The organism is Serratia sp. TSA_105.2 (assembly GCF_052692115.1).
Map to the genome: position 1 here is coordinate 94067 of NZ_JBQZFT010000004.1, position 17776 is coordinate 111842.

The 17776-nt window shown below is 62.6% G+C and carries 20 protein-coding genes; 4 read left to right on the forward strand and 16 right to left on the reverse strand.

Annotation, left to right across the window (positions count from 1 at the left end; translation table 11 throughout):
* Positions 1-45: 45 nt before the first annotated feature.
* Both speF and speFL read right to left on the reverse strand, forming a co-directional pair.
* Positions 46-2208 carry an ornithine decarboxylase SpeF gene (gene speF / locus ACUTSC_RS14660; protein WP_048232506.1) on the reverse strand — a complete coding sequence of 721 codons (2163 nt, stop codon included), beginning with the start codon at positions 2206-2208 and terminating at the stop codon, positions 46-48.
* A gap of 274 nt (positions 2209-2482) precedes the next feature.
* A complete protein-coding gene (gene speFL / locus ACUTSC_RS14665; RefSeq protein WP_004933443.1) occupies positions 2483-2587 on the reverse strand; it encodes a leader peptide SpeFL in 105 nt (34 codons plus the stop codon).
* Between the two features lie 433 nt (positions 2588-3020).
* Here speFL and ACUTSC_RS14670 point away from each other — a divergent pair, with 433 nt between their 5' ends.
* A complete protein-coding gene (locus ACUTSC_RS14670; protein WP_197767091.1) occupies positions 3021-3461 on the forward strand; it encodes a YhbP family protein in 441 nt (146 codons plus the stop codon).
* A gap of 30 nt (positions 3462-3491) precedes the next feature.
* Positions 3492-4124 (forward strand): NAD(P)H-binding protein, encoded by a 633-nt coding sequence (locus ACUTSC_RS14675; RefSeq protein WP_033652768.1) that lies wholly within the window; start codon positions 3492-3494, stop codon positions 4122-4124.
* On the opposite strand, the gene phnP is transcribed toward ACUTSC_RS14675, so the two are convergent.
* The 11 genes from phnP to phnF are packed head-to-tail and all read right to left on the reverse strand — an operon-like array spanning position 4081 to position 12384.
* Positions 4081-4863: a phosphonate metabolism protein PhnP gene (gene phnP, locus ACUTSC_RS14680; RefSeq protein WP_445653414.1), complete on the reverse strand. Its 783-nt coding sequence runs from the start codon at positions 4861-4863 to the stop codon at positions 4081-4083. The genes ACUTSC_RS14675 and phnP overlap by 44 nt on opposite strands.
* Positions 4864-4875: 12 nt before the next feature.
* A complete protein-coding gene (locus ACUTSC_RS14685) occupies positions 4876-5478 on the reverse strand; it encodes a DapH/DapD/GlmU-related protein (RefSeq protein ID WP_015376431.1) in 603 nt (200 codons plus the stop codon).
* A complete protein-coding gene (phnN, locus tag ACUTSC_RS14690) occupies positions 5475-6044 on the reverse strand; it encodes a ribose 1,5-bisphosphokinase (RefSeq protein ID WP_164134810.1) in 570 nt (189 codons plus the stop codon). Before phnN ends, ACUTSC_RS14685 begins: the two co-directional genes overlap by 4 nt.
* Positions 6044-7180, reverse strand: a complete 1137-nt coding sequence (gene phnM, locus ACUTSC_RS14695; protein WP_015376433.1) for an alpha-D-ribose 1-methylphosphonate 5-triphosphate diphosphatase — start codon at positions 7178-7180, stop codon at positions 6044-6046. The genes phnN and phnM overlap by 1 nt, the downstream gene beginning before the upstream one ends.
* Positions 7180-7884, reverse strand: coding sequence for a phosphonate C-P lyase system protein PhnL (phnL, locus tag ACUTSC_RS14700; RefSeq protein WP_019453319.1), 705 nt, complete (start codon positions 7882-7884; stop codon positions 7180-7182). The genes phnM and phnL overlap by 1 nt, the downstream gene beginning before the upstream one ends.
* 16 nt (positions 7885-7900) lie before the next feature.
* Positions 7901-8689, reverse strand: coding sequence for a phosphonate C-P lyase system protein PhnK (phnK, locus tag ACUTSC_RS14705; RefSeq protein WP_038879071.1), 789 nt, complete (start codon positions 8687-8689; stop codon positions 7901-7903).
* Positions 8689-9549 carry an alpha-D-ribose 1-methylphosphonate 5-phosphate C-P-lyase PhnJ gene (locus ACUTSC_RS14710; protein ID WP_445653415.1) on the reverse strand — a complete coding sequence of 287 codons (861 nt, stop codon included), beginning with the start codon at positions 9547-9549 and terminating at the stop codon, positions 8689-8691. The genes phnK and ACUTSC_RS14710 overlap by 1 nt, the downstream gene beginning before the upstream one ends.
* The gene (locus ACUTSC_RS14715; RefSeq protein WP_041037630.1) at positions 9542-10627 is read right to left on the reverse strand and encodes a carbon-phosphorus lyase complex subunit PhnI; all 1086 of its coding nucleotides are present in this window, start codon (positions 10625-10627) and stop codon (positions 9542-9544) included. The genes ACUTSC_RS14710 and ACUTSC_RS14715 overlap by 8 nt, the downstream gene beginning before the upstream one ends.
* Positions 10627-11208 carry a phosphonate C-P lyase system protein PhnH gene (gene phnH, locus ACUTSC_RS14720; RefSeq protein ID WP_197767089.1) on the reverse strand — a complete coding sequence of 194 codons (582 nt, stop codon included), beginning with the start codon at positions 11206-11208 and terminating at the stop codon, positions 10627-10629. Before phnH ends, ACUTSC_RS14715 begins: the two co-directional genes overlap by 1 nt.
* 3 nt (positions 11209-11211) lie before the next feature.
* Complete coding sequence (gene phnG, locus ACUTSC_RS14725; protein WP_019453314.1) at positions 11212-11655, reverse strand: phosphonate C-P lyase system protein PhnG; 444 nt, start codon at positions 11653-11655, stop codon at positions 11212-11214.
* Positions 11656-12384: a phosphonate metabolism transcriptional regulator PhnF gene (gene phnF, locus ACUTSC_RS14730; protein ID WP_015376439.1), complete on the reverse strand. Its 729-nt coding sequence runs from the start codon at positions 12382-12384 to the stop codon at positions 11656-11658.
* A 227-nt stretch (positions 12385-12611) separates the two neighbouring features.
* Between phnF and ACUTSC_RS14735 the strand changes: the two genes are divergently transcribed.
* Positions 12612-13667 carry a permease gene (locus tag ACUTSC_RS14735; RefSeq protein ID WP_197767088.1) on the forward strand — a complete coding sequence of 352 codons (1056 nt, stop codon included), beginning with the start codon at positions 12612-12614 and terminating at the stop codon, positions 13665-13667.
* A 44-nt stretch (positions 13668-13711) separates the two neighbouring features.
* Positions 13712-13900: a hypothetical protein gene (locus ACUTSC_RS14740; RefSeq protein WP_443006767.1), complete on the forward strand. Its 189-nt coding sequence runs from the start codon at positions 13712-13714 to the stop codon at positions 13898-13900.
* A gap of 119 nt (positions 13901-14019) precedes the next feature.
* Here the strand turns inward: ACUTSC_RS14740 and ACUTSC_RS14745 are convergent, their stop codons facing one another.
* From ACUTSC_RS14745 to nrdD, 3 genes are all read right to left on the reverse strand, one after another.
* A complete protein-coding gene (locus ACUTSC_RS14745) occupies positions 14020-14646 on the reverse strand; it encodes a LysE family transporter (protein WP_197767087.1) in 627 nt (208 codons plus the stop codon).
* A 252-nt stretch (positions 14647-14898) separates the two neighbouring features.
* Positions 14899-15363: an anaerobic ribonucleoside-triphosphate reductase-activating protein gene (nrdG, locus tag ACUTSC_RS14750; RefSeq protein ID WP_197767086.1), complete on the reverse strand. Its 465-nt coding sequence runs from the start codon at positions 15361-15363 to the stop codon at positions 14899-14901.
* Positions 15364-15532: 169 nt separating this feature from the next.
* Entirely contained in the window at positions 15533-17671 is a 2139-nt protein-coding gene (nrdD, locus tag ACUTSC_RS14755; RefSeq protein ID WP_004933403.1) for an anaerobic ribonucleoside-triphosphate reductase, read from the reverse strand.
* Between the last annotated feature and the right edge of the window lie 105 nt (positions 17672-17776).

The window sequence follows — 17776 nt, forward strand, 5'->3', positions numbered from 1 at the left end:
GGATGCGATCCGGGCGGCGAAAATAATCGCCGCCCCGTAAGGTGATTAATTTTTCATGACGTAGCCGTAAGCGCGGTTCCAGCCGTCCTCATCCTGTTGGATATAAACGCCCTGCAATTCCGGCGCGAATCCCGGCAATAAGTTGATGCCTTCTTCCAGAGCCAGGAAATAACGCTGCGCGGCGCCGCCCCAAATTTCACCGGGCACCACGCACAGCACGCCCGGCGGATAAGGCAGGGCGCCTTCGGCGGCGATGCGGCCCTCGGCTTTAGCCAGCGAGACCAATTCCACATTGCCGCGCACGAACTCGGTATTGGCGTCCTGCGGATTCATCACAACGCGCGGGAAATAACTTTTGCGGAACATCTCTTTTTGCAGCTCTTTAACGTCGTAGCTGACGTAAAGGTCGTGCATTTCCTGGCACAGCTGGCGGATGGTGTAGTTTTTGTAGCGCTGCTGGTGGTTTTTATAGACCGCCGGCAGCACCTCGCTGAGCAGGGAGTTCTGCTCGATGTGCTTCTCGAAGCGGGCGATCAGGGCCACCAGATGCTGCATCTTGGCGATGTCTTCCGCCGGCGTCAGCAGAAACAGGATCGAGTTGAGATCGCATTTTTCCGGCACGATGCCGTTTTCGCGCAGGTAGTTGGCCAGAATGGTCGCCGGGATGCCGAATTCGCTGTAGCTGCCGGTGGCGGTATCGATGCCCGGCGTGGTGAGCAGCAGTTTGCACGGATCGACGAAGTACTGCGATTCGGCATAGCCCTCAAAGGCGTGCCATTTTTCGCCGGGCACGAAGTTGAAGAAGCGCAGATCGTTGGCCATCGCCGCGGTGTCATAGGCCTGCCACGGTTTGCCGTCGATCTGATCCGGCACGAACGGTTTGATCATCGTGCAGGTGTCCAGCAGCATTTTGCGCGCTTCGATCCCCACGCGCACGCACTCCTGCCACAGGCGCTGGCCGCTTTTGCCCTCGTGCATCTTGGCATTGACGTCCAGCGCGGCGAACAGCGGATAGAACGGGCTGGTGGAGGCGTGCAGCATAAAGGCGTTGTTGAAGCGCTTGTGGTTGCAGTAGCGGCTCTGTCCCTTGATGTGCTTGTCTTTTTTGTGGATCTGCGAGGTCTGCGAGAAGCCAGCCTGCTGTTTGTGCACCGACTGGGTGACGATGATGCCGGGATCGTTTTCGTTCAGCTCCAGCAGCAGCGGCGAGCAGTCTTTCATCATCGGAATGAACTGCTCATAGCCTACCCAGGCGGAGTCGAACAGGATGTAATCGCACAGGTGGCCAATCTTGTCGACCACCTGGCGGGCGTTGTAGATGGTGCCATCGTAGGTGCCGAGCTGGATGATCGCCAGGCGGAACGGGCGGGCTTCGTTGGCGCGTTCCGGCGCCACTTCGCGGATCTGTTGGCGCAGGTAGCGTTCGTCGAAGCAGTGCGCGTCGATACCGCCGATAAAGCCGAACGGGTTGCGGGCGGTTTCCAGGTAAACCGGCGTGGCACCGGCCTGGATCAACGCGCCGTGGTGGTTGGATTTATGGTTGTTGCGGTCGAACAGCACCAGGTCGCCGCGCGTCAGCAGGGCGTTGGTCGCCACCTTGTTCGAGGCCGAGGTGCCGTTGAGCACGAAGTAGGTCTTGTCGGCGTTGAACACCTTGGCGGCGTGCTGCTGCGCGGCGCAAGGCGCGCCTTCGTGGATCAACAGATCGCCCAGTTTGACGTCGGCGTTGCACATGTCGGAGCGGAAAAGCGTTTCGCCGTAGAAGTCGAAGAACTGGCGGCCCGCCGGGTGTTTGCGGAAGAACTCGCCGCCCTGGTGGCCGGGGCAGGCGAAGGTGGCGTTGCCCATTTCTACGTATTGCGTCAGCGTGTTGAAGAACGGTGGCAGCAGCTCGCTCTCATATTTGGCGGCGGCGGCCTCCAGCTGTTTGCCGTAGAACTGGGTATTCTTGCCGCACAGCTCAAACACGCCGTGCAGCGCCGGCAATACGGCGTTATCCAGCTCTTCTTCGCAGCACACGGCGACGAACAGCGGAATGTTCAGGCCGTGCTCTTCGATGCGCGCCAACATACCTTGCGTGACGTCGTCTACCGACAGCACGATGGCGGCGACGTCATTGAAATCGCTGTGATGCACATCGACGATGTCGCGTTCAGTTTCAAAGCAGCCGAGGGTTTGGGTGTTGGCGGCAATTTTTAATTTTTTCATTTTTCTCATTCTTCAGGCAAAGGCAGTCCGCCGGCAAATAATTCCATTTGCCGTTAACGCCTTCACGAAAATAAAGGTATGCGAGAACCCAGCGATGCCGAAAGGCATTAACTGTGTTCGCTGTTTTATTTGGCTTGGATGCGCTTGGCCGAAATTAAGAATGAATTGCGTGCCCTTCCCGGTTAGCGAGAAAGAGGTATTATCACCGGCGTGCGGAGAATAAATAAAAACGCAATGACACTCTTATTAACGGCGTAAGAGCGAGGGGGGAGGGTTATCTGTAGTTGAAGAATGCGAAGCTAAAGCAGCTGCGATGAGCCATCATCATAATATGGGTTGTGCGCCTGATATGCGCCATTTTGCGGTTATTGTTTTCCATTTTCTAATCCACCTTGCTGAGTGAAAAGATGGCGCTATTTTAACGCAAGGTGGGCTAAAAATCGTGATGGGAGTCACATAAATGCCGGTATTTATAAATAACTATTCACCTGTTATGCAATAAGTTGCATAAACAGCGTTCAGGCGAGCTAGCGGGCATGTAAACGAATTGATAATCGACTCCGGACGGGGGCACTAAATTTACGTACCTTCAGGATGGGAACAATAAAATCGCTCGATTAACCGGTTGCATAACGATCAAATAAATCTGTCTTGTATTTTTTATGTTATAAATCTGCTTTGGGCTTAAATTAATAAAAATGCATTTATTGTGTTTTTATATTCATTTTTGGTTTTTGATGATTATCGTTATTTGTGACTCGCCTCAACAACGCAGGGTAAGATGAAGTGAGTGAACAGGGAGGCGAGTAACCTTGAATACCCCAGAACAACGGCAGCAGATTGCGGATTTCATCGGCAAACAACATGTCTTGACGCTGTGCGCCGGCGACGGTCTCGACATGTGGTGCGCCAACTGTTTTTACGTGTTCGACGCCGCGGCGATGGCGCTGTGGCTGATGACCGAACCGCACACCCGCCACGGTGGGCTGATGCTGAACAACGGCTGGGTGGTTGGCACCATCGCGCCGAAGCCGAAAAGCATCGCGCTGATCCGCGGCGTGCAGTATCGCGCCGAGGCGGTGCTGCTGAGCGGCGAAGAAGCCGAGGCGGCGCGCGCGCGTTACTGCAAGCGCTTCCCGATCGCCAGGGCGATGAAGGCCGCGGTTTGGCGGCTGGATCTGCACGAGGTGAAGATGACCGACAACACCCTCGGCTTCGGCAAGAAGCTGCACTGGTCGCGGTCTATACTTTAAGTCGACGTATTGATTACAACGGGAGATTGCATGGCGCGAGCACTGTTAGTCGGCGCAACCGGGCTGGTGGGGCGCGAGTTGCTGCAGTTGTTGCAAAGCGATCCGCAGATAACGGCCATCGTGGCGCCGACGCGCACGCCGCTGCCGCCGCACGGCAAGCTGACCAACCCGGTCGGCGATGCGCTGTTCGAGCTGCTGAGTAGCCTGCAGCAGCCGGTCGATCTGGTGTTCTGCTGCCTGGGCACCACCCGCCGGGCGGCGGGCAGCGCCGATGCCTTCCGCTACGTCGATTATCAACTGGTGGTGGAGAGCGCGCTGACCGGCCGCCGGTTGGGGGCGCAGCACTGTCTGGTGGTAAGCGCGTTGGGCGCCAACGCGGATTCCACCTTCCTGTATAACCGCACCAAAGGCGAGATGGAGCAGGCGCTGCGCGAACAGCACTGGCCGCGCTTGACGCTGGTGCGGCCTTCCATGCTGGTGGGGGATCGCCCTGCGCCGCGCCTGATGGAGCGCCTCACGCTGCCGCTGTTCAGGCTGCTGCCCGGCAAATGGCGTGCCGTCTCCGCCAAAGACGTGGCGCAAACGCTGCTGCAGCAGGCGTTTACGCCGGGCGAAGGGGTCAGGGTACTGGAGTCGGATCGGCTGCACTGCTACCGAGGCTGACGCTGAGATGATCGAACGCCAGCTCCAGCCCGGCGGGCAGTTCGTTGTCCAGCAGCCACAGATCGAGATGATGGCTGATGTGCGTCAGCAGCGTGCGTTTGGGCTGCAGCAACCGCTGCGTCTCCTGCGCGCGGGTCAGGTCGTTGTGGTTGCGCGGCGCCTGCGGCTGTGGCGGCAGGCTGCAATCGAGCACCAGCAGATCCAGCGCCACGTTCTGCAGATAGTCGGCGGTGGCCGGCGGCAGGCCGACGGTGTCGGTCAGGTAGGCCAGCGCAGCGCCCGCCGCCTGGATCAGATAACCGTGGGTCAGCTTGGAGTGTTGCAGCGGCAGCGGGGTGATGCGCATGCCGCCCAGCTCGACGGTGGCAAAGGGCGCCAGCGGCGGCTGAAACGCCAGAATGCCGGGGTGTTTGAACAGATCGTCGCAGCCCTGTTCATCCGGCGGGCCATACACCGGAATGGAATTTCCGCACCCCCAACGCAAAGGAAATAACCCCTGAACGTGATCCATGTGGTAATGTGTCAGTAAAAAACGTTGAATTTGCCCCGCCGAAAATCGCCGCTCCAAAGCCGGCAATCCCGCATCCAATAAGGTCGTTTCCCCCTGATAGTTAAGCATGGCGCTGCACGCTCGCCGCCGAAATGCCGGCTCGCGTCGCGCCCGTTGGCAGATAGGGCAGTCGCAGCCGAACACCGGCACCTGCTGCGCGCCGCCGGTGCCGAGAAAGGTCAGTTGCATCGCTCCCCTCCGTTAAAGGTACTTCTGGGCAAAGCGGTTGATGTCGCGAAAATCCGCCAGCCGCGCCTGCAGCGTGGCGTGATCCCAGTGCCACCACTGGCTGCGTTCGATGCGTTCTATCAGCGCGTCGTCAAAGCGCATGCCGATCTTCTTGGCCGCCACGCCGGCGACGATGCTGTAAGGCTCCACGTCCTTGGTGACCACCGCCGCGCTGCCGATCACCGCGCCGTTGCCGACGCTGACGCCCGGCATCAGGATGGCGTTATGGCCGATCCACACGTCGTGGCCAACGGTGACGTGGTGCTCGCGCCGCCAGTCGAAGAACGCCGCGTCGTCTTCCCCCAGCCCGTATTCGGAAGCGCGGTAGGTGAAGTGGTGCTGCGCGATGCGCTGGTAGGTTGGGTGGTTGCCGGGATTGATGCGCGCATAGGAGGCGATGGAGACGAACTTGCCGATGGTGGCGTAAAAGATCTGGTTGTGCCCGGCGGTGTAGGAGTAGTCCCCCATCTCCACCTCTTCCAGGATCGCATCGTCGGCCAGATGCACATACTGGCCGAGCCGGGTGCGGTTAAGGGTCACGTTGTCGCCGATTTTCGGCTGGGCAAAGTCGTTCATGGCGTCGCGTCCTGAGCTTGTCGGGTGGCGGTAGGCAGCAGCGCCAGCAGCGCTGCCAGGGTGTCATCGAGTGGGCCATCGTTGTGCAGCAGCCGGCAGCCGGCGGGCAGACTCTGCTGATATTCCGCCGCCCGCGCCAGCCGCTGCTCGATCTGTTCGGCGCTTTCTCGCCCGCGATCCTGCAGGCGCCGGCGCAGGATCCCGGTGCTGACCTGCAGGCACACCGGCAGCAGCTGCGCACCATAGCGCTGCTGCGCCTGCGGCAGGTGGGCGCGCGAACCGTTGACCGCCACGTCGATCCCCTGCAGCAGCCAAAGATCCACTTCGATCCCAAACGCATAGCGCTGCTGGTGCGCCTGCCAGTCGAGCGCGAACAGCCCCTTGGCGCGGCGGCGCAGAAATTCCGGTTCGCTCAGCGCGATATGATTCTCGCAGCCGGCGTCCGCCGGCCGGGTGATGTAACGGTGCGCCACCAGCGGCGCGCGGTCGGCGTCGGCCCGCAGCGCGGCCAGCAGGCTGTCCTTGCCTGCGCCGGAAGGCCCCATCAGATAGATGAGCCGCGCCATCAGAACACCTGCCTGCCCTGGCGCCACACGTTCTGCACGTAAACGTGCTCACCGTGCGGCCGCGCCAGCACCAGATCCGCTCGCAGCCCTTCGGCGAGGGTGCCGCGATCCTGCAGATCCAGCGCCCGCGCCGGGTTGCGGGTGATCATGCGCACCGCCTGGGGCAGATCGTAGGCGTTGCGTTCGTCCGCCGCGAGGCGAAACGCCGCGTCCAGCAGGCTGGCCGGGTAATAATCGGAAGAGAGGATATCCAGCACCCCCAGCGCCGCCAGATGGTGCGCCGCCACGTTGCCGGAGTGGGAACCGCCGCGCACGATGTTCGGCGCGCCCATCAGCACCTGCAGGCCCTGCTGGTGCGAGGCGCGGGCGGCCGCCTCGGTGGTGGGGAACTCGGCAATGGCGCTGCCCAGCGCGCAGGATTCGGCCACGTGTGCGGCGGTGGCGTCGTCATGGCTGGCCAGCGAGATGCGGCGCGCGCGGCAGTGGGCGGCGATCGCCTCGCGGTTCGGCGCGGCCCAGCGGGCGGACAGGGCGACCTGCTGTTCCTCGTACTCGCTCATCTGCTGGTCGTTGAGGTGGTATTTGCCCTGATAATATTCGCGGTATTTTTCGCGCGAGGCGAACTGGCGCTGGCCCGGCGAGTGGTCCATCAGCGACACCAGCGACACGCCCGGCTTGTCCATCAGCTGTTCGAACAGCGGCAGCGTGCTCTCGTGCGGCAGCTCGCAGCGCAGGTGCAGACGGTGCTCGGCGCGGTTGACCCCGGCGCGCTGGCTGTGGATCACCGCGTCGATCATCTTCTGCAGGTTTTCCAGCCGGTGGCCGCCATCGCGCACGTCGCCGATCGCCACCGCGTCCAATACCGTGGTGATGCCGTTGGCCACCATCAGCGCGTCGTGGCTGCTCATCGCCGAATGGGCCGGCCAGTCGACGTTCGGGCGCGGGGTGAAGAACTTGTCCAGGTTGTCGGTATGCAGTTCGATCAGCCCCGGCAGCAGCCAGCCGCCGTCGCCGTCCAGCGCCTGCGGCAGCCGGCTCGGGCCGTCGGCGAAGCTGCGGATCACGCCGTCCTGCATCTCCAGCGAGCCTTGCACCACCTGGTCATCCAGCACCAGCTTAACGTTATTGACGATCATCAGAGGGCCTCCAGCGCCTGCGGCGCCTGCATGTCATAAAGCCGGTCGGCGACCTGTCGGCGGACGCCTTCATCGTGGAAAATGCCGACGATCGCTGCGCCGCGCGCCTTGGCGCGTTCGATAAGCTGCACCACCGCCGCGCTGTTGCGGCTGTCGAGCGAGGCGGTCGGTTCGTCCAGCAACAGAATGGGGTAATCGACGATAAAGCCGCGCGCGATGTTCACCCGCTGCTGCTCGCCGCCGGAGAAGGTGGACGGCGCCAGCGGCCACAGGCGCTGCGGCACGTTGAGCGCAGCGAGCAGCGCTTCGGCGCGTTCGCGGCACTCGGCGCGCTCGACGCCCTGTTCCAGCAACGGCTGCATCACCACCTCCAGCGCGCTGATGCGCGGGATCACCCGCAGGAACTGGCTGACCCAGCCCAGCGTATGGCGGCGCACCGCCAGAATTTGGCGCGCGTCGGCGCTGACCATGTCCAGCCAGTCGCCCTGGTGGTTGATCCAGATATGGCCGCTGTCCGGCAGGTAATTGGCGTACAGCGAGCGCAGCAGGGTGGATTTGCCGCTGCCGGAGTGGCCGTGCAGCACCACGCATTCGCCGCCGTGGACCGTCAGGTTGGCGTCGTGCAGCACCGGCAGGCGGGTGCCGTACTGCTGGTGCAGCACAAAGGTTTTACTGAGATGTTCAACTCGGATTTGCATAGTCATCTGTTATCGCCTTGGGTTACGACAGCACCGAAGAAACCAGCAGCTGGGTGTAGGGATGGTGCGGATCGTCCAGCACCCGGTCGGTCAGGCCGCTCTCCACCACTTCGCCCTGTTTCATCACCAGCAGGCGGTGGGCCAGCAGCCGCGCCACGCCGAGATCGTGGGTGACGATCACCGCCGCCAGCTGCATCTCCACCACCAGGTTGCGCAGCAGATCGAGCAGGCGCGCCTGCACCGACACGTCCAGCCCGCCGGTCGGCTCATCCATAAACACCAGCTTGGGGTGGGTGACCAGATTGCGGGCGATCTGCAGCCGCTGCTGCATGCCGCCGGAGAAGGTGGTCGGCAGATCGTCGAGGCGCGACAGCGGGATTTCGACGTCTTCCAGCCACTGGCCGGCCTGGCGGCGAATGTCGCCATAGTGGCGCTGGCCGATGGCCATCAGCCGCTCGCCGATGTTGCCGCCGGCGGAGACCTGCGGTCGCAGCCCGTCGAGCGGGTGCTGGTGCACCACGCCCCAGTCGGTGCGCAGCAGGCGGCGGCGATCGCTCTCCGCCATGGCGTACAGATCCTGTTCCTGGCCCGCCTGCGGGCGGTAAAGGATCTGCCCGCGCTGCGGCGCCAGCCGCGCCGAGATCGACTTCAGCAGTGTGGTTTTGCCGGAGCCGGATTCGCCGACGATGCCCAGCACTTCGCCGGGGTAGATGTCGAACGACACGTCGCTGAAGCCCTTGCCGGGGGCGTACAGGTGGGTGAGCCGGTTCACCGACAGCAGCGGAGTGGTGCTCAAAGGGGTGGAAGTCATCAGTGCTGCGCCTCTTGCGAAGATTGCGCCAGCTGCTGCCGGCAGTAGTCGGTGTCCGAACAGACGAACATGCGGTTGCCCCGGTCGTCGAGCACCACCTCGTCCAGATAGCTGTGGCGCGAGCCGCACAGCGCGCAGGGTTCGTCCCACTGCTGCACGCTGAACGGGTGGTCGTCGAAGTCCAGGCTCTCCACCTTGGTGAACGGCGGCAGGGCGTAGATGCGTTTCTCGCGCCCGGCGCCGAACAGCTGCAGCGCCGGCATCAGATGCATTTTCGGGTTGTCGAATTTCGGGATCGGCGAAGGATCCATCACGTAGCGATCGTTGACCTTCACCGGGTAGGCGTAGGTGGTGGCGATATGGCCGTAGCGCGCGATGTCTTCATACAGCTTCACCTGCATCACGCCGTACTCCTCCAGCGCGTGCATCTTGCGGGTCTCGGTTTCGCGCGGTTCGATAAAGCGCAGCGGCTCCGGGATCGGCACCTGATAGATCAGGATCTGGTCTTCGCGCAGCGCCGTTTCCGGAATGCGGTGACGGGTCTGGATCAGCGTGGCCTCCGGCGTGCGTTCGGTGGTTTCTACCCCGGCGACGCGCTGGAAGAAGCGGCGGATCGACACCGCGTTGGTGGTGTCGTCGGCGCCCTGGTCGATCACCTTCAGCACGTCGGCGCGGCCGATGACGCTGGCGGTGAGCTGAATGCCGCCGGTGCCCCAGCCGTAGGGCATCGGCATCTCGCGGCCGCCGAACGGCACCTGATAGCCGGGGATCGCCACCGCCTTGAGGATGGCGCGGCGGATCATGCGCTTGGTCTGCTCGTCCAGATAACCGAGGTTATAGCCGGTCAATACTTCACTCATCGCGGGCCTCCTGACGCTCGCTGTATTCCTGTCGCAGCCGCTTGAGCAGCTCCAGTTCGGCTTGGAAGTCGACGTAGTGCGGCAGCTTGAGATGGGAGACGAAGCCGGCGGCCTCGACGTTGTCGGCGTGGGCCAGCACGAACTCTTCGTCCTGCGCCGGGCCGGCGACGCCTTCGCCGTAGTCGGGGCTTTGCAATGCGCGGTCCACCAGCGCCATCGCCATCGCCTTGCGTTCGGCGCGGCCGAACACCAGCCCGTAGCCGCGGGTGAAGTGCGGCGGGTGGTCCTTTGGATCGACGAAGCCGTTGACCATTTCGCACTCGGTCAGCAGGATTTCGCCGATGTCGATGGCGAAACCGAGCTCTTCAGGCACGATCTCCACCGAAACGTGGCCGGTGCGGATCTCGCCGGCGAACGGGTGGTTGCGGCCGTAGCCGCGCTGGGTGGCGTAGCCGAGCGCCAGCAGAAAACCTTCGTCGCCGCGCACCAGCTGCTGCAGGCGCGCCGAGCGTGAGCAGGGGTAAACCGGCGGATTGCGGGTGATGTCGTCCGGCGTACTGCCGTCGTCCTGTTCCTCCCGCGCCAGCTGTTGGCGACACAACAGATCGAACACGTGGCTGCAGTTGTCCGGCAGCGGTTCGTCGGCCTGCGGCGCACGCGGCGCCTCGCCTTCCGCCAGCAGCGCGAAGTCCAGCAGCCGGTGGGTGTAGTCGTAGGTCGGCCCCAGCACCTGCCCGCCGGGCAAGTCCTTGTAAACCGCCGAGATGCGCCGCTCCAGCCGCATGTTTTCGCTGGCCAGCGGCTCGCTGACCGCCAGGCGCGGCAGGGTGGTGCGGTAGGCGCGCAGCAGGAAGATCGCCTCCACCAGATCGCCGCTGGCCTGTTTGATGGCCAGCGCCGCCAGCTCGCGATCGTAGATGCCGCCTTCGGTCATCACCCGATCCACCGCCAGCCCCAGCTGCTGTTCGATTTGTTCCGCGCCGATCGCCGGCAGCGCGTCGTCGCCGCGCCGCAGCTGTTCCTGCAGCTGATGGGCCGCCTCAATGGCTTTTTCGCCCCCTTTTACCGCTACGTACATCAGCACACCTCCACGCGGGTGGTCCGCGGGATCGCCAGCAGGCGATCGCCGCAGGTCAGTAAAATATCCAGCCCCAGCGGGAAGCGCTGTGGGCGGTTGACCAGGTAATCCAGCAGCGCCGGCGGCAGGTGCGGCGCAATCAGGCGTTGGCTCTCGATGCCGGGGCCGGTCAGGCGCAGCGCGGCGCCGTTCTCCAGCTCGGCGAGCTGCACGATGACCGTGGCGCCGAACTCCGGCGAGATTTCCGTGCCGTGCGGCAACGACTGCAGGTCGGCGGCCTGCAGCTGCTCATCGAACAGGGCAAAACAGACCTCCTGCGCCGTGGCGGCCAGCGGCGCGCCGCTGTGAAAACGAATGTTTGTTAGCACTTGCTCACTTTTTAGCGCCGCGCACAGCTGCAGCGGCGTTTCCTGATCGGCCAGCGTCAGCAGCGCGGCGGTGCTGGCGGCGTTCAGCGGCGCCCAGGCTGGGCCGTTTGGCAGCGTCACCCGGTGGCCCGGTTCGCTCAAGGCTTTAAGAATCAAACGGAAAGCGTGCTGCGATTGGTCTATCGGTTGTTCAAAACCGGTCAATAAACTCATGGCTTAATCCCCTCGCACCAGCGTAAAGAAGTCCACCCGGCTGGCGGCGATCGCCCGGGCGCGCAGCTGGCGCTGCTCGTGCTGCAGCGCGGCCAGCGGCGCGATCAGCTGTTGTTGCAGGCGTTCGCCGTGTTCCGGCTGTTGCAGCAGCGCATCGGCCAGCGCGCACAGCTCGGCGTGCGCCTTGTCGCGCCCGGCGATATAGCTGTAGCCGTAGCCGCCGTTGTCCAACTGCACCACCGCGCGGGTGACCGTCATGTCCCCCAGCACGAAGCGGCGGCCGGTGGCGCCCATGCGCCCCTGCAGCTGGGCCAGGCCGATCTCCGGCGCGCGGATGCTGCGGTAACCCGGGCTGAGGTTCAGCGCCTGCCAGTGGCTGCGCAGCTGCTCGGGCCGGCTGTGCGCCAGCACCGACATCCAGCGTTGTCTCGACTCTAAGGCTTGCATTCAGTGCTCCATCGTCAGTTCAATCATGTCGGCGCGGGCCAGGCTGACGGAGTATTCCGCCACGTCTTCGCCGCCGCTGCGGACGTTAAGGGTGCGCACGCACAGCAGCGGCGCGTGGGTGGCGATCTCCAGCAGCCGGCTCTCTTTGGCCTGCGCGCGGCGCGCGCTGATGCGCGTCTGGCGGCGGGTCAGCGGCTGCTGGAGGTGCTGTTCGATAAACTGGTGCAGCGAACCGCTGTGGAACTGCTGCAGCGCCGGCCACCAGTCCAGATCGGGCAGATAGTGGTCGATCACGCTCATCGGCACACCGTTGACCCGGCGCAGGGTGCGCAGGTGGATCACCATTTCGCCTTCTTCACGCGAGAGTGCGCTGGCAACATGCCCATTGCACGGGCGCAAGACAGCGAGTAAGCGCTCACTGGTGGGATGGCTGCCCTGCTCGAACAGGTTCTGGCTGAAGCGGGTATTGGCGTGCAGCGGGTAGTCGTAAGGCCGCATCAGCACCAGAATGCCGACGCCGTGGCGGCGCTGCAGCCAGCCGCGCTCCACCAGCTGATCTACCGCGCGGCGCAGCGTGTGGCGATTGACCTGGTAACGCTCGGCCAGCTGCTGTTCCGAAGGCAGGTAGTCGCCGCAGCGGTACTGCGTGCGCAGCTCCTGTTCCAGCTGTGCGGCGATCTGCTGATAGCGGGTGGGGTAAGTGGTAGGATGTCTAGATAACTCCATCATAATAAAAACCTCGTCATACCGATGGCTGTGCGATGAAGGCGGAAGCGGTGCGTTTCATCGGGCGTCTACCCTGTGGTTTTCAAGTTGGCATCATGGTGCCGGGCGCAGATGACAATCGCGTTACGCGTCGGTGGCGAACAGATGAACTATTTAGGACAGCCCGGACGTGCACGGGCGGCGGCGGCGCGCTATGCTGGCGCCTCTGTTGACTGACTCTGGCCGCTACCATGCCGCAACCTCTGAACGCCCCTGAACACGCCCCACGCGCCTGGCCGCTGTGGAAACCGATCCTGTTTCTGCTGGTGGTGGCCGTCGGCCTCTACTACGTCAAATGGCAGCCTTACTACGGCAAGGCATTCGTGGCGGCGGACAGTCACTCGATCGGCAAATCGATCCTGGCTGACGGCGCCGCGAGCCCCTGGCTGGCGGCCTGGCAGTACGCGCTGGTCTACTTCACCGCGGTGTGGAAGGCCGCGCTGCTCGGGGTGCTGTTAGGTTCGCTGGTGCAGGTGCTGATCCCGCGCGACTGGCTGGCGCGCACGCTCGGCCACCGGCGTTTTTCCGGCACCGTGCTGGGGGCGCTGATCGCGCTGCCGGGCATGATGTGCACCTGCTGCGCCGCACCGGTTGCCGCCGGCATGCGCCGCCAGTCGGTATCCAGCGGCGCCGCGCTGGCCTTTTGGCTCGCCAACCCGGTATTGAACCCGGCGACGCTGGTATTCATGGGGTTTGTGCTCGGTTGGTCGTTCGCCGCTATCCGCCTGGTGGCGGGCGTGGTGATGGTGCTGGGCATCGCCTGGCTGGTGCAGCGCGTGACCGCCAACGACCCGCAGCCCGCCGCGCCTCAGCCGCCGGTGATGACGGCGCAGAATGACGAGCGGCCGTTCCTTGCCCGCTGGGGCAAAGCGCTGTGGGCGCTGTTTTGGTCGACCATTCCGATCTACGTGCTGGCGGTGCTGGCGCTGGGCGCGGCGCGGGTCTGGCTGTTCCCGCACGCCGACGGCGCCGTCGACAATAGCCTGCTGTGGATCATCGGCCTGGCGATCGTCGGCTGCCTGTTCGTTATCCCCACCGCGGCGGAAATCCCGATCGTGCAGACCATGATGCTGGCGGGCATGGGCGCCGGCCCGGCGCTGGCGCTGCTGATGACCCTGCCGGCGGTCAGCCTGCCTTCGCTGCTGATGCTCAACAAAGCCTTCTCCGCCCGAGCGCTGTGCCTGACGGCGGCGCTGGTGGCGCTGTGCGGCGTACTGACCGGCGTGGTGGGGATGGGGTTGTTGTAACTTACCGCTGTTGCTGAGTGGCCCGATGCTGTCTTAAGGAGGAGATGGAAATGGAACAGCGGAATAAACTTGAAATGGACGTAGAGGCGATGTTGCTGGGGCAAGCGTTGCGTGAAAGGGTAGATGCCGCCCTTGAACGCTTAAGAAATGGCACCGCGGTTTATCTCAGCCATTCGGAGGTAGAAAAACGAATGGCTTTATTCAAAGCGAAGAGCCGGGGACGCTATCGGTGAGGGGGGAGTTTAGAACTGGGTTGGCAGGTTCTAGAGATAGAACAGGCGGGCAACTTTGAGCGAAAAGCGGACATAGGACGGAAAAAAGCCGCCTGGTGGCGGCTTTCATCTGGAGGGAATTATGTGCTGCTTTTACGATACAAAGCTAACGAACCCGCGAGGATTAACAGAAACGATCCGCTGATACGGTTCATCCATTTAATGCCACTGGCTTTCCAGAGGCTGACGGATTTCTTACCCAAAACCGCATAGCCCAACATCACCGCCACATCGATTAAAACTATCACTGTCGCCAGGCTGGCATACTGTGGTAAGGCGGGTTGCGTTGTACTGACGAACTGAGGGAGTAATGCGGTCATGAAGATGTAATATTTAGGATTGCTCATGGCGACAAAGAAGCTTTTGAGAAAAAGCGAACGACGTGCCGGAGCCATTTCCTCCATACTACCAGGCAAAGAAGTATTTGAAGAAAGCAGCATACGCAAACCGATATAAGCAAGCCACGCTGCACCGACCCACTTCAGGGTGACAAAAAGCGTTTCCGAAGCAGCCAGAACAACGCCAAGTCCCAAACCGACCAGTGCCACGAGAAGGATATCCGCTGCTGCTGCGCCAATAATTCCCCATGATGCCCGTCTGATACCAAAGCGGGCCGCATTATTGAGAGCAAGCAGAACGGTCGGACCGGGAGTGACGATCCCGGCAGACATAATCAGGGCAAAAGCCATTAGGGCAGTTAAAGACATAGAATATTCCTCGTCATAACTTGACTTGCACTATATCAGCAACAGAAGCCGGTGAGGAATGGTTTGGATGGTGGAAGTTAACTGCTCGCTTGTTAAAAATTTACGCCCTGCATGCGCTTAAAATCCTGCCAACAATTTTAACGACCTTTGGTCAATTGGCGCAAAGCGGCCTATCAGATCAGGTTTAGCTCTGTGCCGTAGCCGTGTCATGCCGACTTTGGATTAACACACGTCGAGACACGCGCTATCAGCTCATCGCAACCTATGCACCACCTGGTTGCTGCTGCCGCGCCAGATCAGCGCCGGGTCTTTCAAATCCTGCACGAACTTGCCGTCGATCAGCACGTTGATCTTGTCCACCACCTGCATTTGCTGCGCGTCCAGCTCCGCCAGCCGGTAGCCGGTCCACAGCCAGATATCCTTGCCGGGGCACTCGGCGCGCACCCGTTTCACCAACTGCAAGATGCTCGGGACGTTGGCCGGGTGCAGCGGATCGCCGCCGGAGAGCGACAGCCCCTGGCGCGGCACGCGCGAATCGTTCAGATCGGTGATGATGCGGTCTTCCAGCGCCGGGGTAAACGGCTGGCCGGAGTTGAGTCGCCAGGTGCTCTTGTTGTAGCAGCCGGGGCACTGGTGCACGCAGCCGGCGACAAACAGCGTGCAGCGGGTGCCGGGGCCGTTGACGACGTCAATCGGGTAGTACTGGTGATAATTCATGTGAGGCCTGCCCATCAGGCTATTTTACTGGCCATTTGGCCTCCGGGCAGTGCTCCCAATCCTCACGTACTGCGTGTACGCTGCGGTTTGTGTGCGCTGGCCGAAGGCAAACTGGCGGCGACAATCACGCCTGATGAACAGGCTGATACTTTGGTTGCGCGACGGCTTTTCAGCCGAGCTGCCCGTTGCCGAGGTGTTTCACCCGGCGTTTCACCTCTTCCTGCTTGCCGGCGTTGAACGGCCGGGCATCGGGGCTGCCGAGATAGCCGCACACCCGGCGGGTGACCGAGACTTTGGCCGAGTCGTGGTTGCCGCATTTCGGGCAGGTGAAGCCTTTGCTGGTGCAAGAGAATTCACCGGTGAAGCCGCACTCGTAGCACTCGTCGATCGGCGTGTTGGTGCCGTAGTAAGGCACCCGGCTGTAGCTGTAGTCCCACACGTCTTCCAGCGCCTTCAGGTTGTGCTGCAGGTTCGGGTACTCGCCGTAGCAGATGAAGCCGCCGCTGGCCAACGGCGGGTAGGGCGCTTCGAAGTCAAGCTTGTCATACGGGTTAACTTTCTTCTCCACGTCGAGGTGGAAGCTGTTGGTGTAATAGCCCTTGTCGGTGACGCCCGGCACTACGCCGAAATCGGCGGTGTCCAGCCGGCAGAAGCGATCGCACAGGTTTTCGCTCGGCGTGCTGTAGAGGCTGAAGCCGTAGCCGGTCTCGTCTTTCCAGGCGTCGACGGCGGCGCGCAGGCGCGCGACGATCGCCACCGCTTTGGCGCGCAGCGCTTCGTCGTCATACACGTGGTTTTCGCCGCCGAACAGCGCGTTGATGGTCTCGTGCAGGCCGATGTAGCCCAGCGAAATCGAGGCGCGGCCGTTCTTGAAGATATCGGCGATGTTGTCGTCGGCCTTGAGCCGCACGCCGCAGGCGCCTTCCATGTACAGGATTGGCGCCACCCGCGCCTTGATGCCTTCCAGCCGGGCGATACGCGTCATCAGGGCCTTTTTCGCCAGCTGCAGGCGTTGATCCAGCAGCGCCCAGAAGCGCGACTCATCGCCCATTGCCTCCAGCGCGATGCGCGGCAGGTTGAGGCTGATGACGCCGATGTTGTTGCGGCCGTCGTGCACCAGTTCGCCGTCCTGCTCGTAGGTGCCGAGGAAGCTGCGGCAGCCCATCGGTGTTTTGAACGAGCCGGTCACCTTCACCACCTGATCGTAGTTAAGAATGTCCGGGTACATGCGCTTGCTGGCGCACTCCAGCGCCAGCTGCTTGATGTCGTAGTTCGGATCGCCGTACTGGTGGTTGAGGCCGTCGCGGATGGCGAACACCAGTTTGGGGAACACGGCGGTCTTGCGGTTTTTGCCCAGCCCGGCGATGCGGTTTTTCAGGATTGAACGCTGGATCAGGCGCGACTCCCAGCTGGTGCCGAGGCCGAAGCCGAAGGTGACGAACGGCGTCTGGCCGTTGGCGGTGTGCAGGGTGTTGACCTCGTACTCCAGCGACTGGAAGGCGTCGTAACACTCTTTCTCGGTGCGCGCCATGGCATAGCCTTTGGCGTCCGGGATCTGCCATTCCTCCGCCACCTGCAGGTGTTTGCGGAAGCTCTCGTCGACGAAAGGCGCCAGAATTTCATCGATGCGGTTGATGGTGGTGCCGCCATAAATATGGCTGGCGACCTGGGCGATGATCTGCGCGGTCACGGCGGTGGCGGTGGAGATCGACTTCGGCGGCTCAATCTCGGCGTTGCCCATCTTGAAGCCGTTGGTCAGCATGCCTTTCAGATCGATCAGCATGCAGTTGAACATCGGGAAGAACGGCGAGTAGTCGAGATCGTGATAGTGAATTTCGCCGCGTTCATGGGCCAGCACCACGTCGCGCGGCAGGATGTGCTGCTTGGCGTAATGTTTGGCGACGATGCCCGCCAGCAGGTCGCGCTGGGTGGGGATCACCTTGCTGTCCTTGTTGGCGTTTTCGTTCAGCAGCGCGCGGTTGCTCTGCTCGACCAGGCCGCGAATTTCCTGGTTCAGGCGGCCGCGCAGCTCGCGCGCCACGTCGCGATCGTGGCGGTATTCGATATAGGCGCGCGCCAGCTGTTTGTACTCGCCGGCCATCAGCTGGTTTTCCACCGCCTGCTGGATCTCGTGGATATCGACGCGGGGCTGCTGCTCCATGCGCTGAGCGACCACGCGGGCGACGGTGGCGCAGTAGTCGGCGTCGACCACGCCCACCGCCAGCGCGGCGCGCTCGATGGCCTGCGCGATGCGCGCTTCGTCAAAAGGTACCTGGCAACCGTCCCGCTTAATCACTACTGGTTTCACGTTGTACTCCTTGTTCCCCGAGGGAGCGTTCATACCCGCCTGGCGTGGCGAGCAACCGTCAAATTTCGCTTATCCACAGGGCAAAGCCGCAGCGCGCAAGGGCTG